The 23,871-nt window shown below is 59.7% G+C and carries 16 protein-coding genes; 15 read left to right on the plus strand and 1 reads right to left on the minus strand.

Annotated elements, in window-relative coordinates; all coding sequences use genetic code 11:
• The first annotated feature begins 170 nt into the window (after positions 1–170).
• The 4 genes from ACE3O2_RS08140 to dnaB all read left to right on the plus strand — a co-directional run bounded on the left by ACE3O2_RS08140 (position 171) and on the right by dnaB (position 6,522).
• A complete protein-coding gene (locus tag ACE3O2_RS08140; RefSeq protein WP_374336421.1) occupies positions 171–1,310 on the plus strand; it encodes an ABC transporter substrate-binding protein in 1,140 nt (379 codons plus the stop codon).
• Positions 1,311–1,371: 61 nt separating this feature from the next.
• Positions 1,372–3,342, plus strand: a complete 1,971-nt coding sequence (locus tag ACE3O2_RS08145) for an aminotransferase class I/II-fold pyridoxal phosphate-dependent enzyme (RefSeq protein WP_374336423.1) — start codon at positions 1,372–1,374, stop codon at positions 3,340–3,342.
• 43 nt (positions 3,343–3,385) lie between these two features.
• Positions 3,386–5,104, plus strand: coding sequence for a glycoside hydrolase family 9 protein (locus ACE3O2_RS08150; RefSeq protein ID WP_374336425.1), 1,719 nt, complete (start codon positions 3,386–3,388; stop codon positions 5,102–5,104).
• A complete protein-coding gene (dnaB, locus tag ACE3O2_RS08155; protein WP_168875400.1) occupies positions 5,101–6,522 on the plus strand; it encodes a replicative DNA helicase in 1,422 nt (473 codons plus the stop codon). The genes ACE3O2_RS08150 and dnaB overlap by 4 nt, the downstream gene beginning before the upstream one ends.
• Before the next feature lie 28 nt (positions 6,523–6,550).
• On the opposite strand, the gene ACE3O2_RS08160 is transcribed toward dnaB, so the two are convergent.
• Positions 6,551–9,121, minus strand: a complete 2,571-nt coding sequence (locus tag ACE3O2_RS08160) for a DUF1631 family protein (RefSeq protein WP_374336428.1) — start codon at positions 9,119–9,121, stop codon at positions 6,551–6,553.
• Between the two features lie 148 nt (positions 9,122–9,269).
• Between ACE3O2_RS08160 and ACE3O2_RS08165 the strand changes: the two genes are divergently transcribed.
• From ACE3O2_RS08165 to ACE3O2_RS08215, 11 genes are all read left to right on the plus strand, one after another.
• Complete coding sequence (locus ACE3O2_RS08165) at positions 9,270–10,103, plus strand: SAM-dependent methyltransferase (RefSeq protein ID WP_374336430.1); 834 nt, start codon at positions 9,270–9,272, stop codon at positions 10,101–10,103.
• A 104-nt stretch (positions 10,104–10,207) separates the two neighbouring features.
• Positions 10,208–12,058 carry a M61 family metallopeptidase gene (locus ACE3O2_RS08170; RefSeq protein WP_374336432.1) on the plus strand — a complete coding sequence of 617 codons (1,851 nt, stop codon included), beginning with the start codon at positions 10,208–10,210 and terminating at the stop codon, positions 12,056–12,058.
• An 81-nt stretch (positions 12,059–12,139) separates the two neighbouring features.
• Positions 12,140–14,785, plus strand: a complete 2,646-nt coding sequence (gene pepN, locus ACE3O2_RS08175; protein ID WP_374336434.1) for an aminopeptidase N — start codon at positions 12,140–12,142, stop codon at positions 14,783–14,785.
• A gap of 12 nt (positions 14,786–14,797) precedes the next feature.
• Complete coding sequence (locus ACE3O2_RS08180; RefSeq protein WP_374336436.1) at positions 14,798–16,240, plus strand: TldD/PmbA family protein; 1,443 nt, start codon at positions 14,798–14,800, stop codon at positions 16,238–16,240.
• Complete coding sequence (locus ACE3O2_RS08185; RefSeq protein WP_374336438.1) at positions 16,240–17,562, plus strand: TldD/PmbA family protein; 1,323 nt, start codon at positions 16,240–16,242, stop codon at positions 17,560–17,562. The genes ACE3O2_RS08180 and ACE3O2_RS08185 overlap by 1 nt, the downstream gene beginning before the upstream one ends.
• Before the next feature lie 162 nt (positions 17,563–17,724).
• Complete coding sequence (gene speB, locus ACE3O2_RS08190) at positions 17,725–18,690, plus strand: agmatinase (RefSeq protein ID WP_374336440.1); 966 nt, start codon at positions 17,725–17,727, stop codon at positions 18,688–18,690.
• A gap of 21 nt (positions 18,691–18,711) precedes the next feature.
• On the plus strand, positions 18,712–19,659 hold the full coding sequence (locus ACE3O2_RS08195; protein ID WP_240947025.1) for a LysR family transcriptional regulator: 948 nt from the start codon (positions 18,712–18,714) through the stop codon (positions 19,657–19,659).
• Positions 19,660–19,866: 207 nt separating this feature from the next.
• Positions 19,867–21,018: an ABC transporter substrate-binding protein gene (locus ACE3O2_RS08200; protein ID WP_374336443.1), complete on the plus strand. Its 1,152-nt coding sequence runs from the start codon at positions 19,867–19,869 to the stop codon at positions 21,016–21,018.
• 68 nt (positions 21,019–21,086) lie between these two features.
• Positions 21,087–22,103, plus strand: coding sequence for an ABC transporter ATP-binding protein (locus ACE3O2_RS08205; protein WP_374336445.1), 1,017 nt, complete (start codon positions 21,087–21,089; stop codon positions 22,101–22,103).
• A gap of 1 nt (position 22,104) precedes the next feature.
• The gene (locus tag ACE3O2_RS08210) at positions 22,105–23,052 is read left to right on the plus strand and encodes an ABC transporter permease (RefSeq protein WP_374336447.1); all 948 of its coding nucleotides are present in this window, start codon (positions 22,105–22,107) and stop codon (positions 23,050–23,052) included.
• Positions 23,042–23,860, plus strand: a complete 819-nt coding sequence (locus ACE3O2_RS08215) for an ABC transporter permease (RefSeq protein ID WP_374336449.1) — start codon at positions 23,042–23,044, stop codon at positions 23,858–23,860. Before ACE3O2_RS08210 ends, ACE3O2_RS08215 begins: the two co-directional genes overlap by 11 nt.
• The last annotated feature ends 11 nt before the right edge of the window (positions 23,861–23,871 follow it).

Here is a 23,871-nt window from a genome sequence, read left to right on the forward strand (position 1 = left end):
GCGTGGGGTCATCTGCGGCAGCTGCAGGACGTTGCATTTATGACTTGAGTCAGAAAGCAACTTCCTGCAAACTGTGGCTTCTCTGCATTGCGGAACCGTGTTCCGCAATGCAGAACTTCGAAAAGGCGAGCCCATAAAATACAACAGCCTTTCGCAAGAGGAGACACATCATGTTGCTGCAACGCTATGCCTTGCTGGTCCTGACACTCGCCCTCGGGCTCGCCGCCACGGTGCGCGCTGAGCCAGGGGTTGAGTCCGCTCGGGTCTTGTTTGGGCAGTCGGCAGGGGTAACCGGGCCGTATGCCCGTGTCGTTGAGGAATACAATCAGGGTCTGCAAGCTGCCTTCCAGATGATCAACGATCAGGGGGGCGTCAACGGTCGCCGGCTGGAGCTGAAAACGCTGGACGACGCCAGCCTGCCAGACAAAACGCTTGGCAATGTCACCACGCTGATCCAGAAGGAACAAGTCTTCGGCCTGGCCGGGGTGTTCGGGACTGCCAATAACCAACAGATCGCCGACCTGATCTTCAAGGAAAAAGTACCCTCCATTGCGCCGTACACCGGCAGCGATGTCACCCGCATTTATCACAACCCGATGCAGTTCAACATCCGCGCTAGCTATCGGGATGAGTCCGAACGTATTGTGCGCCAGCTGGTCAGCCTGGGGATCAAGCGTATTGGTGTGCTGTATCAGGACGACAGCTATGGCGAGGCCGGGCTGGAGGGGATTGAGCGTGCCATGCGCAAGAACAACCTCGATGTGGCTGCCAGCGCCAAGTACGATCGCACCAAGCTGGATGTCACCGCGGCGGTCAAGCAGCTGGCTGATGCCAAGGTTGGCGCGGTGATTCTGGTGGCTGTCAGCAAGCCGGCTGCCGATTTCATCCATGGCATGAAGCAGCGTGGCATCAATATCCAGTATTTTGCCTTGTCGCCAGTGGATGCGAGCGAACTGTACGCCTTGCTGAAAGAGGAGGCGGTCGGGGTAGCCATTTCCCAGGTCATGCCGAACCCGATTACCGGTACCGAACAAGTGGTAGGCGATTTTCAGCGGGCCATGCGCAAGTACGCCGCAGGCAAGCCGCTGACTTATCCTGGCATTGAGGGCTTCATGACCGGCTGGGTGATTATTGAAGGGCTGAAGAAAGCGGGCAGCAATGTGACCCGCAAAACGTTTGTCGAGGCTCTGGAAAGCATGGATGACAAGTACTTCGGCGGTTTTCCGCTGCGCTATTTGCCGTCCAATCACCGGGGGTCAACGTTTGTCGATTTCGTGGTCATCAGCAAGGGTGGCCGTTTGGGGCGTTAGCAGCAGCCAGTAAGGCCAGCCTGAAACAGGGCTGGCCATCAGTGCAGTGAGTCAGAGGTCTATGTCAAAGCCGGTAAGCAAAGTACTCGTCATCAATGACGAAAAAATGGTGGTACGCAGTCTGACCAATGGTCTTAACGGTGCGGCCAAACATCTGGATAACCCGTTTGGCCTGACGTTTTCTGGCGTCACCTCGGCACAGGAAGCGTTGAACGTGCTGGCGGCTGATGGTGATTACCAGGCCGTCATGATTGACGACAATCTCTACTCACTGGAGGATCAGGACAAGACCCAGCAGCAGAGCGCGCTTGATCTGGTGCACTGCATCCACGCCATGCGGCCTGAGCTCAGCATCTACATCATGATTGATGAGGCCCGGCAGGATGAGGTGGTCGAGGCCCTGTTCAATGAAACGGTGGATGGCTACTTCTGCCGTGAAGAGCGCGACTACCGGGGCTGGTACCGTATCCTGCACGCGCAGATCCAGGAGCGTGCCCGCACCCCGTTCTACGATGCGCTGCGTGACTATGTGCTGATGGCCAAGGATGCCTGGCATACTCCGGGGCACAGTTCTGGTGACTCGCTGCGTGGCAGCCCGTGGGTCAATGATTTTCACGAATTTCTGGGTGAGCATGCTTTCCGGGCGGATTTATCTGTCTCGGTCGACATGCTGGATTCCTTGCTGGACCCGAAAGGGGTGATTGAGGAATCACAAAAGCTGGCGGCCAAAGCGTTTGGCGCGCGCCGCACCTTTTTTGCCACCAATGGTACGTCTACCGCCAACAAGGTGATCTTCCAGACCTTGCTGACACCGGGCGACAAATTGCTGCTGGACCGGAACTGCCACAAGTCGGTTCACCACGGTGTGGTGCTGTCTGGCGCACACCCTATTTATCTGAACAGCTCGGTCAACAAGAAATACGGCGTGTTCGGTACGGTACCGAAGAAGGCCATCTTCGAGGCCATCGAGCAGCATCCGGATGCCAAGGTGCTGATCCTGACCAGCTGCACTTATGATGGCTTGCGCTACGATCTACCGCCCATCATTCAGGCTGCCCACGCCAAGGGTATCAAGGTCATCATTGATGAAGCCTGGTACGGCTTTGCCCAGTTTCACCCCGCCTTCCGCCCCACTGCGCTGGAAGCCGGGGCGGACTATGCGACGCAGAGTACGCACAAGGTGCTGTCGGCACTCAGCCAGTCAAGCATGATTCATGTGAACGACCCGGAGTTCGACGAGCACATCTTCCGGGAAAACTTCAACATGCATGCCTCCACCAGCCCGCAATACAGCATGATTGCCAGCCTGGATGTGGCGCGCAAACAGGCCGTGATGGAAGGCTACAAGCTGCTGTCTCGCACCTTGGAGCTGGCACGTGAACTGCGTGAGAGCATCAAGGAAACCAGTGTCTTCCGGGTGCTGGAGCTGGAGGACCTGCTGCCGGAAGAGGTGCGCAATGATAATGTTCAGCTCGACCCCACCAAGGTGACGCTGGATATTTCCCAATCGGGCTATACCACCGATGAATTCCAGCATGAGCTGTTCGAGCGCTACAACATCCAGGTTGAGAAATCGACCTTCAATACCGTCACCTTGCTGTTGACCATCGGGACCACTCGTAGCAAGGTGTCACGCCTGTACGATGCGCTGATGCGTCTGGCCCGGGAAAAGCGCGCGCCACGCCGCCTGTATCGGGTGCCGGACATTGCCGAGTTCACCGCGCTGCGCTATCTGCCTCGTGATGCCTACTACGCGGCCGGTGAAATGGTGCCAATGATTGATGAGGACGAGCGCCCGAATCCCGGCCTCATTGGCCGCATCTCGGCAGACCAGATTGTGCCTTACCCGCCAGGTATTCCGGCGCTAGTGCCCGGACAGGTCATCACCGCGGAAATCCTGCAATTCTTGCTGGGTCTGATGCGCAGCCACAAGCGCACCGAGATGCATGGTGTGGTGTTTGATGGCTATGTCCCCACCTTGCGCGTGCTGACGGAAGAAGAAGCTGCACAACTGAAGCCGCTCAGCGAGTAGACTCTGGGGTTTGGCCTTCAGCGGCCTGCTTCCGGAGTATTTGATGCAGTGGCTGTTCAATCATGTGGGGTATCGGCCTGCTGCCGACAAGCAGGCCATTTTGCAAAGCCATACCACTATAAGCGGCTTGCAAGCAGCGTTGCTGGATTGCCGGACGCAATCCACCGTGTGGCAAGGCAGCTTGCAGGCGGCTGAGCAGGTACCGGGCTGGCAGGGGCGGTTTTTTCATCGACTGGACTTCAGCGCCTGGGTTCAGCCCGGGCAGTATCAGCTCTGGCTGCTGGACAGCCATCCACCGTTGGTGTCTGCCCCGTTTGAAATTCAACCTGATCTGTTCACCGGCCAGATGGTGTCTGACCTGCTGCATTACTTCAAATCGCAGCGCTGCAGCGGCATTTATGATCAGGCAGACCGGGCCGCGCCCTTGCTGGATAGCCGTCAGCCCGTCGATGTGCATGGTGGCTGGTACGATGCCTCTGGCGACGTCTCCAAGTACCTATCGCATCTCTCGTACGCGAACCACATGAACCCGCAGCAAACGCCCTTGCTGGTCTGGCAGCTGGCGGATGCCAGCCTGCGCTTGCCCGGTACGACCTCATGGTTTGATGAGCGAGTGCAAGATGAGGCCTTGCACGGTGCAGATTTCCTCTGCCGCATGCAATTGCCGGACGGCGCATTTCTGATGACGGTGTTTGACCGCTGGAGCAAGGATCCATCACAGCGGGAATTGTGCGCCTATGCCACGCAGAAAGGGCATAAGTCTGCCGACTACCGTGCAGGTTTCCGCCAAGGCGCCGGGCTGGCCATTGCCGCGCTGGCGCGCGCCAGCTGCCTGGCACGGGATGGTGAATACTCGCGTGAAGATTACTACCAGCGAGCAGCCGCAGGCTATCAGCATTTGCGGGCACATAATCCAGGCTATCTCGATGATGGCCAGGAAAACCTGATTGATGACTACTGTGCGCTGCTGGCTGCTTGTGAGCTGGCTGCCGCTCGCCCACAGCAAGGCTGGCTGGATGAGGCGGGTACATGGGTCGCCCGCATGGCGACCAAGCAGGATGGTGCCGGGTTCTGGTGGATGAGCGAGCAGCATGAACGCAGTTACTTCCATGCCTCCGATGCCGGCCTGCCCTTGCTGGCATTGACCCGCTATCTGGAGCTGGCGGGGGGAGGGGAGGCGGCTGCGTGCGCTCGCCAACAGCTGCAACGGGGCTGGCAGCAGCAACTCAAGCTGGCTGGCCGTACGGACAACCCGTTTGCCTACCCCAGGCATTGGGTGGTGCAGCCAGGTCAGCCGGGGCGGCCGTCCTTCTTCATACCCCATCAGAATGAGAGCGGTTACTGGTGGCAAGGCGAGAATGCGCGTCTGGCTTCCCTGGCCGCCGCTGCTCGCCTCGGTCTGCAGACCCCCGCCGCTCAGCTCATGGACTTACCACTCGCCCGATTGGCACAGCATTGCTGCGACTGGATCATGGGGGCCAACCCGTTTGATGTGTGCATGCTGCAAGGCTGGGGGCGGAATAATCCGCGCTACGAGCCGGGATACTGGAACGCCTGTGGTGGCGTTGCCAACGGCATTACCGCAGGGCTGGAGGATGAGGCTGACATCGACTTCCGCATCCCGGCGCAGACTGAAATGGGCCACTCATGGCGCTGGACCGAGCAATGGCTGCCGCATGGTAGCTGGCTGTTTCATGCCTTGGTACTGGACCTGTCCAATAGTGGTAAAATGCGAGGCCCTGTTGCAGACTTACTGGCATGAATAGCCCGATTCCCGCACCTACTGGCCAAGCGGTTGACCCGCTGCTGGCCCAGCTGAAACTGCCCCCGCACTCCATGGAGGCGGAGCAATCCGTGCTGGGCGGCTTGATGCTGGATGCTGAGGCCTGGATCAAGATTGCGGACGTGATCAGCGATGTGGATTTTTATCGCTTTGACCACCGCCTGATTTTTGAGGCCATCGGCTGGCTGACCGAGCACAACAAGCCCGTCGATGTCATCACCGTGGCTGAGGTGCTGGATAACCGGGGCAAGCTGGAAGAGTCCGGCGGGCTGCCGTATCTGGGACAACTGGTACAAGCCACGCCCAGTGCTGCCAATATCCGCCGCTATGCCGAGATTGTGCGCGAGCGTGCCATCATGCGCCGCCTGGCTGCAGTGGGGACCGAAATTGCGGAGTCCGCCTACAATCCGGAAGGTCGCAACGCCGAGCAGCTGCTGGATTCAGCCGAGGCCAAAGTCTTTGAAATTGCCGAGGCTGGCGCCAAGGGCAAGAAGGGCTTTCTGGATACACCCACCCTGTTGACCCAAGTGGTTGAGCGCATCGACATGCTCTACCATCGCGATTCCGACAGCGATGTGACCGGCATCCCGACGGGCTTTGCTGATCTGGATGCCAAGACATCCGGCCTGCAGCCGGGTGATCTGATCATTGTGGCAGGCCGCCCCTCGATGGGTAAGACCGCTTTCGCCATCAACATTGCCGAAAACGTGGCCGTAGAAACCAAAAAACCGGTGGCGGTGTTCTCCATGGAAATGGGCGGCGCCCAGCTGGTAATGCGGATGATCGGTTCCATTGGCCGTCTGGACCAACACAAGATGCGCACCGGCAAGCTCGATGATGACGATTGGCCCAAGCTCACCACAGCGGTAGGCAAGCTGCACGAAGCGCCGGTGTTCATTGATGAGACCGGTGGCCTGTCTTCCATGGAGGTCCGCACCCGTGCGCGCCGCTTGATGCGACAGACGGGCCAGCTTGGCCTCATCGTGATCGACTATTTGCAACTGATGGTGGGCTCCAGCAAGAGCGCCAGCGAGAATCGGGCCACAGAAATTTCTGAAATTTCGCGCTCGCTGAAAAGCCTGGCCAAGGAACTCAATGTACCGCTGATTGCCTTGTCGCAGCTGTCGCGTGCCGTAGAGCAGCGTCCCAACAAACGTCCGATGATGTCGGACTTGCGGGAATCCGGTGCCATTGAACAGGATGCGGACGTGATCCTGTTCATGTATCGCGACGAATACTACAACCCGGATTCACCCGATAAAGGCTGTGCCGAGGTGATCATCGGCAAGCAGCGTAACGGTCCGGTGGGGACCGTACGCCTGACCTGGATGGGTCAATACACCCGCTTTGAGAACTTCGCCTCGCCGCACGGCGGCTTTGTAGACAGCGAGTACTGAGCCTGCCACGCTCCGGGGCGTGACAGACTCAGGCCGCCAGCGGCGTGCGGTCCAGTTGGTCAGCGGAGTCCAGCAGGCTTTCAATGGCCCGCTCAAAGATCGGGCGATCCTCCAGGAAGCGCGCGCGGCCAGACTTCAGCAAGCGAATGAACAGGCGCACGCTGATAATGGACGGCGCTTCGCTATGCTGCATCTGTAACACCATCCGGGGTACAGTGGGGTCACTCCAGCTCAGCAGGGCCAGTGTCGGGTTGCCGTCCAGGTTGACCTCGACGGCAACGCCGCTACGCAGCTGCGCGTAAGGCCCCAGTTCTTCCTGCTCGACTTCGGCGTTGGAGAAATCGGCATCAGACAGCCCGGCCTCATCTGCCAGCTCGTCTTCAAACAGCTGATCAATCAGGTTCAGCTGGGTTTCCAGCTCGCTCATGGCTTCTTCAAGCAGTTTGCGGTCTGGTGTCACTGAACGATCCGACGTAATGACCTGCAAAGGTTCGCCTTGCTCGATAAAGTGCTGGAACCGCTGCTGGAAGAAGCTGAGCGGCGGGCACATGCTGGCCGGTACCGCACTGCGCAAGGCCAGTTTGTGGCTGTCAAACAGCCAGGCCATCAGCTGCTCCAGATCCGCCTTGCTGCTCTTGCTGAGCAACATGCCGTCCCGCAGGGTGCCAATCAGCTTGGGCAACATGGCAGTGAGCGCTGCCCGATCTGCTTCCGTCACCTTGGGCACGATGCTCCAGATCAGCTGCGGTATGGCCTCGCGAAAGCGACGGGCGCGGGTCGCATCCGTACGACCAGCCACTTCAATGGCCCGTGCCCAGTGATTCAGCAGGAACTCTTGCAGATACAGGTCAATGGTAACGCCTTGCAAGGCTTCACCAATCATGGCGGTAATGCGGGCAAACTGCAGAGTACGGCTCTCGGCCTGAGCAACCGCTGCCAAGGCCGAGTCCACATGCGGCTCATTGCTGCGTAATTCGCGGGCGATGAAGGCATCCAGCTCGTCCAGCATGGTGCCAAACAAGGCACTGCCTTCAATATCGCTACTGAGCAACGTCTCGACAATATGGCAGATTTCGCCTGCCACCCGCTCACCTGTCGGATCAATTTGCTGCAGGCCCAGCGAGATACTGCCAATCCGGTTGACCAGCATGCGGGCCGGGTGGCTCTTCTGGGTGAGCAAGGAGGGGTCCATCAAGGCCACCTTCAGCACCAGGAACTGCAAACGTCCCAGCTGTGCCCGTACTTCAGCCGGAACATTCTGGTCGCGCAGGATGAACTCAAACAGCATGGCCACAATGTCGATGGTCATCTGCTCGTTTTCTTCTTCCACCTGATCACTCAGGGTTTCCCGGTGCTCTAGGATCAGGTTGCGCAATTGCCCCTGATCATCATGCATGTCGACTGTTTGCGGTGTAGCAGTCCGCATCAGGCTGTCGATCGAGTGCGTCAGTACACTATTGCTGCTGGGCTGGAAACTGCGCACAGGTTCGCCGGAGCCGGCTTCTTCCATCGCAGGCGCCCCTGAGAACAGCTGACGCAATACCTGGCCAGCTTTGCGAGGGCCCTCCAGCCAACTACGCCACCCAGACTTGGGCGCGCTGTCTGAGGGAGAGGCTGAGGCGGCTCCCGTTGACATGCCTGCCCCAGGAACACCTCCCGCATGCTGACTGGCACTTTGCCAATGGTCTTGCATGTTGCCCAAGGCGGAAGCGCCAGCTTGCTGGGGCTGACGAACCAACTGCAGCAGGCGGTCTTCCACCCGTCCGGCAGGAGCTGTGGGGTGGCTGGTCGAAGGTGCTGCAGCAGACCATGCCGGAGCTGGCGCGCTTGCACCGTGCTCCGGATAGCGTGGCATCCCCGTCATGTCTGCTTCCGCTAGCGGGGTTTCAGCCGTGGGCTCTATCGGCAATTCAGGGGCAGCCAGCATCGGAGTGGGGGAAGCCGGGGCTTGCCGTACGATGCGTAGGCTCAACTCGGCGGCAATGCCGTGTTGGGCCAACAGGCCATTCACGGCAGCGTAGATCTGGCTGACCCGCTTGACCAGCTCATTGGCCAGTGCTTCGGTGAGAACGTTCTCAATTTCCTTGGAGAGATCCAGCCCTTCAGCGGCACTGCTCAGGCACTTGGCCAGCAGGTAGGGGCGGAACGGGTTTTCCCGTTCACTGATGGTTTCCTGCTCAAACAGCAAGGCCATGCGGATGTTCAAGTCCCGCAATTGCTCGTCGGCCTCATCCCGCAGGCGTTTGGTAACCCCATCGACCCACATTTCGTCATCAATGACGTCGGTGCTCACCAGCGACAGCGTGGTTTTCTTGCTGACCTGCTCGGCAAAAGAGGGGCGGAAGGTGCTGTATGCGGTCTGAAAGCTTCGGTTCAGCAAGGGCTGCAACGCCGCCGACAGTTGCTGGCGGATCTGCACCGAGCGGGTCATCAGCACCGTGCGTGCGTCAAAGTACAGCCCCTGCTGCTGCATCGAGCCGGCATGTTCTGCTCGCTCAAACAGCCGGGCCATGCTTTCATTGAGCAGCTCGTCGAGTATGGCGGTATAGCCTCTGACAAACTCTGTACGCGTTGCTGCCAGTAAATCGTTTCGATCCATATACAGCCAAGCCGACTCAGAAAGTGAATAGGGTGGGACGGAATGCTCAATTGTATATTGTAGACGTGGATAGGCAACTATGGTGTCAGGCTGATAAAATTTAACAATCTTTTAATGCGCCAGGCCGCTATGTGCCTGCAGCCGAGCCATGAGCATTCCTGATATTCGTCCCGAGCAATCCATTGAGCTCCTGAAAGCGCTGCACATCCTGACACGGGATGGCAAGCTCAATCAGGATAGTCGGCGTAAACTCAAACAGGTTTATCACCTGTTTCAATTCATTGAACCGCTGCTGCTGGCGGCAGAAGAGCAGGGCAAGCCCGTCTCACTGGTTGACCATGGGGCTGGCAAATCCTATCTGGGCTTCATTCTGTATGATTTGTTCTTCAAATCCCGCAGCCAGCCGGGCCATATCTATGGTATTGAGACCCGCCAGGAGCTGGTAACCCGCTCGGAAGAGCTCGCCGCGCGTTGCGGCTTTGGGGGCATGTCTTTCCTCAACCTGTCGGTGGCCGATTCGATCCATTCCACGCAGCTGCCTGAGCAGGTCAGCGTGGTCACCGCCCTGCATGCCTGCAATACGGCAACCGACGATGCCATCCGTTTTGCCTTGGGCAAGCAGGCGCAATCCATTGTACTGGTGCCATGCTGCCAGGCCGAGGTGGCCAGCGTGCTGCGGCAAGGCAAGGGGGCGGCGATCCGCCGCGACGCGCTGGCCGAGATCTGGCGTCACGCCTTGCATACCCGTGAGTTCGGTAGTCACCTGACCAATGTGTTGCGCTGCCTGCAACTGGAAGCGCATGGTTATCAGGTCACGGTGACCGAGCTGGTGGGATGGGAGCACTCCATGAAGAACGAGTTGATCATCGCGCGGCAGGGCAATCATTCGCGAGGGCGTGCCATTGCCCGCCTCCATGAGATCCTGAATACGTTCGGTCTCGATGACTTGCGGGAACGCTTTTTTGTTCCAGACGTCCATTAGACGGTCTACCTGAACCGATGGCCGGGCGTCTGACTGGATTGGTCCGCAAGCGCATGGGTTCAGCGTGGTAAAATCCCGCTTTGCCTGCACGAGGTTCGACCTGCATGACGTCTCCCGTTGCCATCCATTACCGGATCAGCCTTGCCGATCCCCACGCCCATTTGCTGGAAGTTTGCCTGACGGTCGATCACCCCGATCCTGCCGGGCAGGCCTTTACCTTGCCGGCTTGGATTCCAGGCTCCTACCTGATCCGTGAGTTTGCCCGGAACATTGTCACCATTCGCGCTGAATGCGAGGGGAAGCCAGTCCGGCTGCTCAAGTTGGAGAAGGCACGCTGGCAAGCAGAGCCGGTCCGTGGCGTGCTGCAACTGTACTATCAGGTGTATGCGTTTGACTTGTCGGTGCGGGGTGCCTATTTCGACCAAGAGCGGGCTTTTTTCAATGCCACCAGTACCTGCCTTGCCGTGGTGGGGCAGGAACAGCAACCGGTCGGGGTAGAACTGGTCCCACCGTCGGGTACTGCCTATCAGCATTGGCAGGTCGCGACCACCTTGCCGCGTCCGGCAGGGGGCGCAGCACGCTGGGCCTTCGGTCATTACCAGGCCGCTGATTACGATGCGCTGATCGATCATCCGGTTGAATGCGGTACGCTGGAAATCTGCGCGTTTGATGTTCTGGGTATCCCGCACTGGCTGGCCATCAGCGGGCGTCATCATGGCCACCTGCCTCGGCTGGTGGCCGATACCGCGCGCATCTGTCAGTCGCAGATCGAGCTGTTCGGGCAGCCCGGCAGCAAGGCGGGGGCACCCTTCAGTGAGTATCTGTTCCTGCTCTATGTCGGGGGCGGCTATGGCGGGCTGGAGCATCGCAACTCCACCGCCCTGATTGCGGATCGAAATGACTTGCCACGCCCGGATGAGCCCGCCGAACCTGGCAGCGGTTACACCCAGCTGCTGGGGCTGATCAGCCATGAGTATTTTCACAGCTGGAACGTCAAGCAGCTCAAGCCAGCGGCTTACGCGCCGTACCCTCTGGAGCGTGAAGCCTATTCCCGTCTGCTGTGGGCTTTTGAAGGTATTACCAGCTACTACGATGACCTGATGCTGGTGCGCAGCGGCGTAACACGGGAAAGCCAGTATCTGGAAACACTGGCGCAAAACCTCACCAGTGTCCTGCGCACGCCCGGCTGCCAGGTACAGACACTGGAAGATGCCAGTTTTGATGCCTGGATCAAGTATTACCGGCAGGATGAAAATTCACCGAATGCGCTGGCCAGCTACTATGTCAAAGGGGCCATGGTGGGTTGGCTGCTGGACATGACCCTGCGCGCGCAGCATGAGTGCTCGCTGGATGACATCATGCGTACCCTGTGGCAACGCTATGGTGTGCGCTTTGCCGAGACAGGCGTCGGGATTGCCGAAGACGAGTGGGAGCGGGTGGCCAGCGAAGTGGCTGGGGTCGACCTCACGGGTTTTTTTGATACGTATTTGCGGCAACCCAGTCAGCTGCTGCAGCCGCTGCAGGCGGTGTTGCCTCAGCTGGGCTTGTCCCTGCAGTGCCGTATGCCGCAGAACCTGGCAGACAAAGGGGGCAAATGGCTCGTCGAGCCGCCTGCGCCGCGCAATCAGCTGGGGGCACGTACCGCGGCAGACCCGCTGGGTCTGAAACTCAGCAGCGTCTTGAATGGTGGTGCCGCCGAGCTCGCCGGGCTGGCGGGGGGCGATGTGATCATCGCGCTGGATGGCTTTAAAGTCAGTCAGGGTAATCTGGAAACCTTGCTGGACCGCTTGCCGCTGGGCGCCGAGACGGTAGTACATGCATTCCGGCGCGATGAGCTGAAGACCTTGCCGATTCGCCTGCAAGCCAGTCAACCAGACACTGCAGCCCTGCAAGTGATGGCAGAGGCCAGCGAAAGCTGTCACGCTCGCCGGAAGGCCTGGTTGCAGCAAAACTGAACAACAAACGGGTCTGGTACCGTCGTGCCGGACCAAACGATGATGGGGCAGTAATCCTGCTCCCTGTACTGAGGATGAACTGTGCGCACTGAAACCCCGCAAACCATTTATCTCAAGGACTACCTGCCGTCCCCCTACATCATTGACCGTATCGACCTGAAGTTCGAACTGCGGGAAGTGGACACCGAGGTGGAGGCCCGCATGGTGATCACCCGCAACCCGGCCTCTGCGGAAGTGAATGCCCCACTGGTGCTGGTGGGGGATGCGCTGGAGCTGGTCTCGGTCAAGATTGATGGTGAAACGCTGGCAGCCGACCGCTATACCGTATCGCCAACCGAACTGGTGATTCGCGACCTGCCGGACAGTTGTTTCTGCGATGTGGTGACCCGCATTCAGCCGCAGACCAATACCACCTTGTCTGGTCTGTACAAGTCCAACGACAATTTCTATACCCAGTGCGAGGCGGAAGGCTTCCGCCGCATCATGTATTACCTGGACCGCCCGGACGTGATGACCCGCTTCTCGACCACCATTGTGGCCGACAAGCAAAAGTACCCGGTGCTGCTGTCGAATGGCAACAAGGTGGGCGAGGGCGACTCCGGCAAGGGGCGCCACTGGGTGAAGTGGGTTGACCCGTTCCGCAAGCCCGCCTATCTGTTCGCGCTGGTGGCCGGCAAGCTGGTGGTGCTGGAAGACCATTTCCGCACCCGCTCCGGGCGTGAGGTATTGCTGCAGATCTGGGTGGAGCCCGGCAATCTGGACAAGTGCCATCACGCCATGGCATCGGTCAAACGGGCGATGAAGTGGGATGAAGACCGCTTCGGGCTGGAGTACGACCTCGACATCTATATGATCGTGGCGGTGAGCGACTTCACCATGGGGGCAATGGAAAACAAGGGCCTCAACATCTTCAATACCAAGTACGTGCTGGCGCGCCCGGAAACGGCGACTGACTGGGACTTTGGCGCGATTGAAGCGGTGATTGGCCACGAATACTTCCACAACTGGACCGGCAACCGGGTGACCTGCCGCGACTGGTTCCAGCTCAGCCTGAAAGAAGGCCTGACGGTATTCCGTGATCAGGAATTCTCCATGGACCTGGGCTCCCGTGCCGTGGAGCGCATTGACCAGGTCAAGACACTGCGCAGCGCCCAGTTCCCGGAAGATGCCGGTCCGATGGCCCATCCGATCCGGCCGACCAGCTATATCGAAATCAATAACTTCTACACCGTTACCATCTACGAAAAAGGCGCGGAAGTTATCCGCATGCAGCACACCTTGCTGGGTGAGGCGGGTTTCCGTAAAGGGATGGATCTGTACTTCCGCCGCCACGATGGCCAGGCTGTGACCACCGAAGATTTTGTCGCTGCCATGGCGGATGCCAATGGTGCTGACCTGGAGCAATTCAAGCGCTGGTACGATCAAGCGGGCACGCCGGTATTGCGTGCCAGCGGTCAATATGATGCTGAACAGCGCAGCTACCGCCTGACCCTGGCCCAGACCTGCCCGGCCACACCGGGGCAGCCAGAGAAACTGCCATTCCACATTCCGGTCAAGATGGGCCTGCTGGACATTGAAGGTCAAATCCTGCCACTGCGCTTGCGCGGCGAGGCGGAGGCCATCCAGGGCAGCCGAGTGCTGTCACTGACAGACGCTGAGCAGATCTTCGAGTTTGTGGACATTCCGTGCCAACCGGTGCCCTCCCTGCTGCAGGGTTTCTCCGCGCCGGTCAAGCTGGAGATGGCCTATACGGATGCTGAGCTGGCCTTCTTGCTGGCGCATGACAGTGATGAGTTCAACCGTTGGGATGCGGGGCAGAAGCTGGCCGAACGGGTGCTGCTGGCACTGGTAGCCGATGCGCAGGCCGGTCGCCCCCTGCAGTTGCCGGAACACTTCACCTCGGCCATGCGTCAGGTGCTGAACAATGAGCAACTGGACCCGGCGCTGGCCGCCCAGGCGCTGAGCTTGCCGACCGAAGGTTGGCTGGCCGAGGTGATGGAGGTGGCTGATCCTGACACAATTCATCAGGCTCGCCAGTTTGTCCGCCGCAAGCTGGCGCAAGCACTGTCCGCCGACTGGCTGCGCCATTACCAGCGTTTGACGCAAGGTGCCTATGTGTGGACGGGTGATGCCTCTGCCAAGCGCGCCTTGCGCAATGTCTGCTTGTCTTATCTGTGCGCCGGTGAACAGGAGCAGGAATTGCAGCGTGCGCACGAACAGTTCATGCAAGCAGACAATATGACTGATCAGCAGGCCGCACTGGCTGTGCTGGCCAATGTGGCACATCCGCTGCGGGAACATGCGCTGAGCCACTTTGCTGACCAGTGGCAAGATGAGGCGCTGGTGATGGATAAATGGTTGCAGATGCAAGCCACCAGTTGCCTGCCGGGTACGCTGGAGCATGTGAAACAGCTGACCCAACATCGTTGCTTTACACTGACCAATCCGAACAAGGTCTACGCGCTGATTCGCAGCTTTGCCAGTGCCAACCCGCTGCATTTCCATGCTGCCGACGGTTCGGGTTATCACTGGGTGGCGGATCAGGTGTTGGCACTGGATGGGATTAACCCGCAGGTGGCTTCCCGCGTGGTGTCTGCCTTTAACCGCTGGAAGAAATACGATACTGCCCGACAAGGCCTGATGAAAGCGGCGCTGCAACGCATTCTGGCCAAAGAAGGCTTGTCGCCGGATGTGTTTGAAATCGCCAGCAAGGCCTTACAGGCCTGATCAGGGATAACCATGGCCGATACGCTGAAGACGCTGTTTGAAGCCCTGCCCACCGAGGGTTTCTTTTGCAGCTTGCGTCATGTGCGGGCGCATCGCGAGACCTTGACCGTACGCCGTGGCGTGCCGCAACCGGTGACCTTGACCGAGGATGTCGGGGTCATGCTGAGTGTGGTCGCCCAGGGCGGACACGGCTACGCAGCCACCAGTGATGTCAGCCCGGCGGGTTTGCAGCGTGCACTGGAGCGGGCATTGCAATGGGCGGCTTTGCACGCCCGCCATGCGGCCTACGAGGTGAGCCAGTATCCCTTGATGCACCCGGTGGGGGAGTACTGCGGTCCGGGGGCGGACCAGGCACTGGACTGGCATCGGGGCGAGTTGTTTGCGCGCTTGCAGCAAGAGGCCGATGCCTGCCGCATCGACCCGCGCATTGTCGAGTGGTCGGTCACCCTGGGTCGGGTGGATGAGGAACATCGCTATCTGACCAATGGTGGTGGTGATACCCTCCAGCGCTTCCGCTACCTGATGCCGGGTATCGTGATCACCGCTTTTGCCGATGGTGAGTCGCAATCCCGCAGTTTTGGTGGGCAATACAACGGCTATTGTCAGCAAGGCGGCATGGGCATGCTGCAGGCCGCGGGATTCTGGGGCGCGGGATCGAAGGTGGCGGATGAGGCTCTGCAATTGTTGCAGGCCCCCAACTGCCCCAGCGAGCGGATGGACCTGCTGCTGATGCCCGAGCAGATGATGCTGCAGATCCACGAGTCCATCGGTCATCCGCTAGAGCTGGACCGCATCCTGGGTGATGAACGCAATATGGCCGGTACCAGCTTTGTCACGCCAGACATGTTTGGGCATTATCAGTACGGTTCGTCCTTGCTGAATGTCACCTACGATCCGTCGATCCGGGAAGAGTTTGCCAGCTATGGCTGGGACGACGAAGGCCACGCCAGCGAGAAGGTCTGGCTGATCAAGGATGGCATCCTGCAGCGCCCCCTTGGCAGCCCTCTCTCGCAACAGCGCGCCGGCCTGACCGGGGTGGCCAATGCCCGCGCTAGTGGCTGGCATCGTGCACCGATTGACCGTATGGCCAACCTCAATATCGAGCCTGGCACTCTGCCGCTGGCCGAGCTGGTGGCGGGTATCGAGCATGGGGTGTTGATGGATACCAACGTGTCTTGGTCGATTGACGACTCGCGCAACAAATTCCAGTTTGGCTGCGAGTGGGGGCAGTTGATTAAAAACGGCGAGCTGAAGGGCGTGGTCAAGAATCCGAACTATCGGGGGATCTCCGCCAACTTCTGGCGCTCGCTCTCAGCGGTTGGCGATGTTCACACCCGCAAGGTGATGGGTACGCCCTATTGCGGCAAGGGGGAGCCCAATCAGGTGATTCGGGTGGGGCATGCGTCGCCCGCCTGCGTCTTCCGGAATGTCGAGGTATTTGGAGGGGCAGCCTGATGCAAGCCTGGTTTGAGCAACTCGCCAATGCCGTCAGCAGCCAGCTGCAAGGGGACGAAGGCTTCACCTTGTGGTTTTCTGGTGAGCGGTCGGACTTTGTCCGCTTCAATCATGGCCAGATCCGTCAGGCGGGTCAGGTGTTTCAGCTGTATCTCACCCTGCAGCTGATCCAGGGCCAAAAGCAGGCCGCGCACAGCTTCAGCATGCAAGGCGAGCTGGGTCATGATCGTGAGGTGCTGCTGTCGGGTTTGCACACCTTGCGAGATCTGCTGCCGCAACTGCAGGATGACCCGCACCTGATGCTGGCGGATACCCGGCAGGACAGTTGCCGCATCGAGCCATCCCGCTTGCCGGATGCTGCGCAGATGGCAGGGGATATCGCTTCCGCCGCAGCAGGGACCGACCTGGTTGGTATTCTGGCAGTGGGGCCGGTGTATTACGCCTTTGCCAATCATCTGGGACAGCGCAACTGGCAGGAAACCACCAGCTTCAACTTTGACTGGAGTCTGCACGCCAGCGGGGACAAAGCCGTCAAACGCGGTCAGGCAGGTTTTGAATGGGATGCGGCTGCCTTTGCAGCAGACTTGCACGCAGCAGGGCAACAGCTCGGCTTGCTGTCGCGCCCTGCGCGCACCTTGCAGCCAGGAGCCTATCGCGCTTATCTGGCCCCGGCCGCAGTGGGCGAGCTGCTCACCCTGTTTAACTGGGAGGCCTTGTCTGCCCAGTCCATTCACAGCAAGCGCAGCGCACTTCTGAAGCTGGTGGAAGGCGAACGGCAATTTTCGCCCTTGGTGAGCCTGAGCGAAAACACCGCTGCCGGCCTGGCCCCTGATTTTCAGGGTGAAGGCTTTCTCAAGCCCAAGCGCCTGTGCCTGATCGAGCACGGGCAGTTTGTCCATGCGCTGGTCAGTCCACGCAGCGCCCGAGAGTTTGGCCTTGCCAGCAATGGGGCGGATGGCAGTGAGTCCGCCAATTCTTTTGATATGGCTGCGGGTCAGCTGGCGCAGCAGGATGTGCTTCTCAAGCTGGATACCGGCTTGTACCTGAACAATCTGTGGTACCTCAACTATTCCGACCGCAGCCACTGCCGCATCACCGGCATGACCCGATTTGCCTGTTTCTGGGTGGAGCAGGGCGAGCTGGTAGCACCGCTCAATGTGATGCGATTTGACGATAGCCTGTACCGGATGCTGGGCGATCAGCTGGAGGCATTGACCATCGAGCGCGAGTGGCTGGTGGACCCGATGAGCTATGACAGCCGGTCATCGAGCAGCATGCGGCTACCGGGGGCCTTGCTGTCCTCGCTGCAACTGGTGCTATAAGTGCGGTATGGGCGTGGACAGCGCCCATCCTTTGCGGCACACTGCGCCGCACACCCGCGAGGGTGGGCAGCCTCAACCCGTCGGCTGCGCAAAGATGGACGGCAATCGTCGGGCTTCCCGGCGTATTCTGCGTGGCTGCGTTCGTAGCCCGAGGAGTGCAACATGACTGAACCCATCCTGGGTGATGGCGCCATCCGCCGCCCTGGCCTCCATGGCTCCAGCATTGAAAATACCTACGCTGGCGTGCTCAGCTTCATGCGCCGCCGCTATACCCGTGACCTGACCGGTGCGGATGTGGTGATTTCTGGCGTGCCGCTGGATCTGGCCACCACCTTCCGCCCCGGTGCGCGTCTGGGACCGGCTGCCGTGCGGGCTGCCAGTGTGCAGCTGTCCGAGCTCAAGCCCTTCCCGTGGGGCTTTGACCCCTTCGACGATCTGGCGGTGATTGATTATGGCGATTGCTGGTTTGATGCCCACAACCCGCTGACCATCACCCCCAGCATTGTGGAGCATGCCCGCACCATTTTGGCCAGCGGTGCCAAGATGCTGACTTTCGGCGGCGACCACTACATCACCTATCCGCTGTTGAAAGCCCATGCCGAAAAGTTTGGCGCGCCACTGAGCCTGATTCACTTTGACGCCCACTGTGACACTTGGGCCGACGATTCTCCGGATTCACTCAACCACGGTACCATGTTCTACAAGGCAATCCAGGACGGGCTGATTGATCCGAAAACGTCAGTGCAGGTGGGTATCCGTACCTGGAACGATGATTTCATGGGCATGAACGTGCTGGACGCGCCGTGGGTGCATGCCAATGGCGCAGAGGCGACTCTGCAACGCATCCTGCAAATCGTTGGCAATCGCCCGACCTACCTGACGTTTGACATCGACTGTCTGGACCCGGCGTTTGCGCCGGGCACCGGCACCCCGGTACCCGGGGGCCTGAGCTCCGCTCAGGCGCTGCACATCGTCCGCGGCATGCAACCGGTCAATCTGGTGGGGATGGACGTGGTGGAAGTCTCGCCGCCGTTTGACCAGAGTGAGCTGACGGCGATTGCCGCTGCCCACATTGCGGCAGACCTGCTGTGCGTGCTGCGCAACCAGAAGCTCGCCGCGAAAAAGTAAATACGCCAACCCTTGGCGGGCATGCCTGCTCTGATCTACAGTGTGGGCATGCCGATCTCGCTGAAAAATATCCGCTATTTCATCGCCGTTGCCGAGGCTGAGTCCATCACCGGGGCCACGCAATCCCTCAACATCTCCCAGTCAGTAGTGACAGAGGCTATCAAAGCTCTGGAAAGTGATCTGGGTGCTGCCCTGTTTCATCGCCACGCCCGTGGCATGGTGCTGACCCATGCCGGGCATCAGTTCCTGCGGCATGCCCATCAGATCATGGCCAGTGTGCGCAATGCCCAGCAGGCGCTGTCGGCACGGCCAGACACCATGAATGGGCAGCTCAATATTGGCGTCACCAGTCTGGTATCCGGCTACTACCTGCCTTATCTGCTGGACCGATTCCGGCGGGTCTTCCCCATGGTGGAAGTGCAGATCATCGAGGATAGGCGTGACTACATCGAGCATCTGCTGGTCAATGGCGAACTCGATGTGGCGGTGCTACTGGTGTCGCAGCTGGAAAATCGGCAGGCGCTGGAGACCGAGACCTTGCTCAGTTCGCGCTGGCGCTTGTGGCTACCAGTCAACCATGCACTGACCGAAGTAGGGAGCGTCTCTATTCATGAGCTGGCGGACGAGCCCTTGATCATGCTGAAGCTGGACGAACTGGAATCCACCAGTAATGCTTTTTGGCAAGCTGCCGGGGTTCGGCCTCGTCCACAGATGCGTACCGAATCGGTAGAAGCGGTGCGTAGCCTGGTCGCCACCGGGGCCGGGGTCGCCATCTTGCCGGACCTGCTGTACCGGCCCTGGTCACTGGAAGGGGATCGGCTGGAGGCACGGGCCATCATGGAAGATTTGCCGATTCTGGAGCTGGGCATCGCTTGGCGGCGGGGCTCCATGCAGCATGAGGCGGCCGAGCACTTTCAGATTGTGGCCCGTGAATTCGGGCGCTCCCATATCCGCGTCAGCCATGCATGAAAAGTTATCGGTTTTTCAGATAGGTCGTATCTGAATTACGTTCTGGTCGCGGCCTGAGCATGCTCCTACAATCCTGAGCAGACCTGTTCATCCAATGCCTTCTCTTCAAGTCATTGATGAAAAAGGGGTTTATCGTCCACGCTTGGTGGCGGCAATACCCGCGCCACCCGTGGCAGAACAATAATCAGGCACTCCGGAGATCAGAGCATGACACACGTAACCATGGTTCGCTTAGGCGTGTTTTCCCTGCTGGGATTATCACTTGGCAGTTATGCCGCCCCCGCTGCGGTGGGCGCCGGGGAAGGGCGCCTAGACATCATTGCCTGGCCAGGCTATATCGAGCGCGGCGAAACCGACAAGAAATATGACTGGGTCACCGGCTTTGAGAAGGCCTCGGGCTGCAAGGTCAATGTCAAGACCGCCGCCACCTCCGACGAGATGGTGTCGCTAATGAACCAGGGCGGTTACGATCTGGTGACCGCTTCAGGCGATGCCAGCCTGCGTCTGGTGGCAGGCAAAAAGGTGCAGGAAGTGAACATCGCCCTGATTCCCTCGTGGAAAACGGTGGATGAGCGCCTGCGCGATGCCCCCTGGCATGTGGTGCAAGGCAAGCACTATGGCGTACCCTACCAATGGGGGCCGAACGTGCTGATGTACAACACCAATGTTTTCAAGAGCCCGCCGCAATCGTGGGCGGTGGTGTTTGAGCCGCAAAAGCTGCCGGATGGCAAGCCGAACAAGGGCCGCGTACAAGCCTATGATGGCGCCATCTATATTGCGGATGCCGCCCTGTATCTGATGAAGAAAAACCCGGCGCTCGGCATCAAGGACCCGTACGAGTTGAACGAAGCCCAGTATGCAGCGGTGCTGGCCTTGCTGCGTCAGCAAAAGGGCTTGACCCATCGTTACTGGCACGATGTCACCGTGCAGATGAACGACTTCAAGAAGGAAGGCGTGGTGGCGTCCAGTGCCTGGCCCTATCAGGTCAATGCGCTGAAGGGTGAGAAGCAGCCGATTGCCTCGGCTTTCCCGGCAGAAGGCACCACCGGTTGGGCGGATACCACCATGATGCATGCAGAAGCCAAGCACCCCAACTGCGCCTACAAGTGGATGGAGTGGTCGCTGAACAGCAAGCTGCAGTCTTCGCTGGCCGAATGGTTTGGCTCTGTGCCGGCCGTACCCGCCGCCTGCAAGGAGAAGGCGCCAGGAGGCAGCAACTTCTGTGGCGACAATGGCTTTGACCGCATGACCCGCATCCACTTCTGGAAAACGCCACAAGCCAAGTGCAGCACGCAGGGCACCTGCGTTCCGTACAGCCGCTGGACGCAAGACTATATCGCCATCATGGGCGGCCGCTGAGCCCCCATCCACCTCGGGGCATGCACCGCTTGTAGCGGTGTGTACCCCGACCTGGAGTCAGACCTATCATGAGTATCGCTGTTGAATTTTCAGCGGTCAGCCGCAGCTTTGGTAACGTCAAGGCGGTTGACCAGGTTTCCATCCAGATTCAGGAAGGTGAGTTCTTTTCCATGCTGGGCCCCAGCGGCTCCGGAAAAACCACCTGCCTGCGCCTGATTGCGGGGTTTGAACAGCCCAGCAGCGGCAGCATCCGTATTTTTGGACAGGAAGCCGGTGGCGTTCCGCCCTACGAGCGCGACGTCAACACCGTGTTTCAGGACTATGCGCTGTTTCCGCACATGAGCGTGCGGGACAATGTGGCCTATGGGCTGATGGTCAAAGGGGTGGCCAAGCCCGAGCGTCTGCAACGTGCCGAAGAGGCCTTGCAGCTGGTCGCGCTGGGGGGCTATGGGGACCGCAGTCCGGCACCGCTGTCTGGAGGGCAACGCCAGCGGGTGGCGCTGGCTCGCGCCTTGATCAATCGGCCCCGCGTATTGCTGCTGGATGAGCCGCTCGGTGCGCTGGACCTCAAGCTGCGAGAACAGATGCAGCTGGAGCTCAAATCCCTGCACCGGCAGCTGGGCATTACCTTTGTCTATGTCACGCATGACCAGGGTGAAGCACTGTCGATGTCTGACCGAGTAGCCGTGTTCAACAAAGGCCGTATCGAGCAGCTGGCTCCGCCACGCGAATTGTATAACCAGCCGCAAACGGTATTCGTGGCTGACTTCGTCGGCACGGCCAACATCATCCGTGGCGCGCTGGCCCAGCAACTCACCGGACAAGCGCAGGCCTTCTCCATCCGCCCCGAACACATTCGCCTGGCCGCTGCCAGCGATAGTGAACAGATCAACGCGGAAGGTGAGGTGCTGGACATCCAGTTCCACGGTGCCAGCAGCCGGGTAGAGATCCGGGTCAACGAACAGCAACTGGCGGCGGTGTTGCCGAATGACAGCAGTGACCTGTCGATGCGCTTGCAGCCAGGCCAACCCGTCGCCATCAGCTGGCCTCGTGCCGCGATGGTGGCCTTGCGCGAGGGGCTGTGAGATGAGTGCGACCGCTATGGCGAATGCAGCCGTGCTAACGGGGCTGACGCGGCGCTTGGCCAACCTGCTGTACCGCCGCCCCAATGTGTATCTGCTGATGCTGCTGATCCCGCCCTTGCTGTGGTTCGGTGTTGTCTATCTGGGCTCGCTGTTTGCCTTGCTGGGGCAAAGCTTTTATACCTTCGACGACTTCTCGATGACCGTCAGCCATGACCTGACGCTGGCCAACTATCAGGCCCTGCTGGTCGCCGCCAACGGCGATGTCCTGCTGCGGACCATCACCATGGCGGTCATGGTCACGCTGGCGGCCTCCCTGATAGGTTTTCCCATTGCCTACTACATGGCGCGATATTGCCGGGGCTGGGAAAAGGGGCTGTTCTATGTGGCAGTCATGCTGCCCATGTGGGCCAGCTATATCGTCAAGGTCTATGCCTGGACGGTCATTTTGTCGAAGGAAGGCGTGCTGTTCTGGATCATTCAGCACCTGGGGCTGACCGGTGTGATGGACAGCCTGCTGGCAACCCCTGGCTTGGGTGGCAATACATTGGCCACCTCGCATCTTGGGCGCTTTCTGGTGTTCACCTATATCTGGCTGCCCTTCATGATCCTGCCGATTCAGGCTGCACTGGAGCGGGTTCCGCCGTCCTTGCTGCAAGCTTCGGCTGACCTGGGTGCGCGCCCGATTCAGACCTTCCGCACCGTACTGCTGCCGCTGGCGTTTCCGGGCGTGGTGGCGGGCTCCATTTTCACTTTCTCGCTGACGCTAGGGGACTACATCATTCCGCAGCTGGTGGGGCCTTCCGGGCTGTTCCTCGGATCCATGGTCTATACCATGCAAGGCTCGATCGGCAATATTCCACTGGCAGCGGCATTTACCGTGGTGCCCATTGTATTGATCGGCCTGTATCTGATGCTGGCCAAGCGACTGGGAGCTTTCGATGCGCTCTGATAACGGACATCCCCGCGCACCGCGCTGGCTAAAGATCATGGCTTATGGCGGGCTGCTGTTTCTGCACTTACCCATCGTGATGATCATGCTCAATGCCTTCAATGCCGATCCAGGTGGCAGTGCCTTTCCACCCACCGGGCTAACGCTGCACTGGTTCAGTGAGGCGCTGGCACGCGAGGATGTGCTGCAGGCCATCGGGCTATCGGTACGGGTAGCTGCGATGGCAACTGGCCTGGCGCTGGTTCTGGGGGTGATTACGGCTGCGGCCTTGTATCGCCGGCAATTCTGGGGCAAAGAGGCCTTGTCGCTGATGCTGATCCTGCCGATTGCCTTGCCCGGCATCATCACCGGCATCGCTTTGCTGTCCGCCTTCAAGCTGATGGGCGCTGAGCCCGGTTTCTGGACCATCGTGATCGGACATGCCACCTTTTGCGTGGTGATGGTATACAACAATGTGATCGCCCGTTTCCGACGTTTGCCGCATAGCCTGGTCGAGGCCAGCATGGACCTCGGTGGCGATGGCTGGATGACCTTGCGCAAGGTGGTCTTGCCGCAGCTGGCCACCGCCTTGCTGGCGGGCGGGATGCTGGCTTTCGCCTTGTCGTTTGACGAGTTGATTGTGACCACCTTTACGGCAGGGCACGAGCGTACACTGCCCATCTGGCTATTGAACCAGCTCAGCCGACCGCGTGATGCGCCCATCACCAACGTGGTTGCCATGCTGGTGATGCTGGTAACCGCCATCCCCATTCTGCTGGCGCATTATCTGACGCGCAATACCGCTGCCAGCAGTGGCAGCGGCAAATGAACCTTGTCACA

The sequence above is a fragment of the Leeia sp. genome, assembly GCF_041909055.1.
Classification (GTDB): domain Bacteria; phylum Pseudomonadota; class Gammaproteobacteria; order Burkholderiales; family Leeiaceae; genus Leeia; species Leeia aquatica.

What these genes read in the sequence shown, in the direction of transcription:
- ACE3O2_RS08140 (WP_374336421.1), top strand. Translation starts at nt 171, where the DNA reads ATGTTGCTGCAACGCTATGCCTTGCTGGTCCTGACACTCGCCCTCGGG.
- ACE3O2_RS08145 (WP_374336423.1), top strand. Translation starts at nt 1,372, where the DNA reads ATGTCAAAGCCGGTAAGCAAAGTACTCGTCATCAATGACGAAAAAATG.
- ACE3O2_RS08150 (WP_374336425.1), top strand. Translation starts at nt 3,386, where the DNA reads ATGCAGTGGCTGTTCAATCATGTGGGGTATCGGCCTGCTGCCGACAAG.
- dnaB (WP_168875400.1), top strand. Translation starts at nt 5,101, where the DNA reads ATGAATAGCCCGATTCCCGCACCTACTGGCCAAGCGGTTGACCCGCTG.
- ACE3O2_RS08160 (WP_374336428.1), bottom strand. Translation starts at nt 9,121, where the DNA reads ATGGATCGAAACGATTTACTGGCAGCAACGCGTACAGAGTTTGTCAGA.
- ACE3O2_RS08165 (WP_374336430.1), top strand. Translation starts at nt 9,270, where the DNA reads ATGAGCATTCCTGATATTCGTCCCGAGCAATCCATTGAGCTCCTGAAA.
- ACE3O2_RS08170 (WP_374336432.1), top strand. Translation starts at nt 10,208, where the DNA reads ATGACGTCTCCCGTTGCCATCCATTACCGGATCAGCCTTGCCGATCCC.
- ACE3O2_RS08180 (WP_374336436.1), top strand. Translation starts at nt 14,798, where the DNA reads ATGGCCGATACGCTGAAGACGCTGTTTGAAGCCCTGCCCACCGAGGGT.
- ACE3O2_RS08185 (WP_374336438.1), top strand. Translation starts at nt 16,240, where the DNA reads ATGCAAGCCTGGTTTGAGCAACTCGCCAATGCCGTCAGCAGCCAGCTG.
- speB (WP_374336440.1), top strand. Translation starts at nt 17,725, where the DNA reads ATGACTGAACCCATCCTGGGTGATGGCGCCATCCGCCGCCCTGGCCTC.
- ACE3O2_RS08195 (WP_240947025.1), top strand. Translation starts at nt 18,712, where the DNA reads ATGCCTGCTCTGATCTACAGTGTGGGCATGCCGATCTCGCTGAAAAAT.
- ACE3O2_RS08200 (WP_374336443.1), top strand. Translation starts at nt 19,867, where the DNA reads ATGACACACGTAACCATGGTTCGCTTAGGCGTGTTTTCCCTGCTGGGA.
- ACE3O2_RS08205 (WP_374336445.1), top strand. Translation starts at nt 21,087, where the DNA reads ATGAGTATCGCTGTTGAATTTTCAGCGGTCAGCCGCAGCTTTGGTAAC.
- ACE3O2_RS08210 (WP_374336447.1), top strand. Translation starts at nt 22,105, where the DNA reads ATGAGTGCGACCGCTATGGCGAATGCAGCCGTGCTAACGGGGCTGACG.
- ACE3O2_RS08215 (WP_374336449.1), top strand. Translation starts at nt 23,042, where the DNA reads ATGCGCTCTGATAACGGACATCCCCGCGCACCGCGCTGGCTAAAGATC.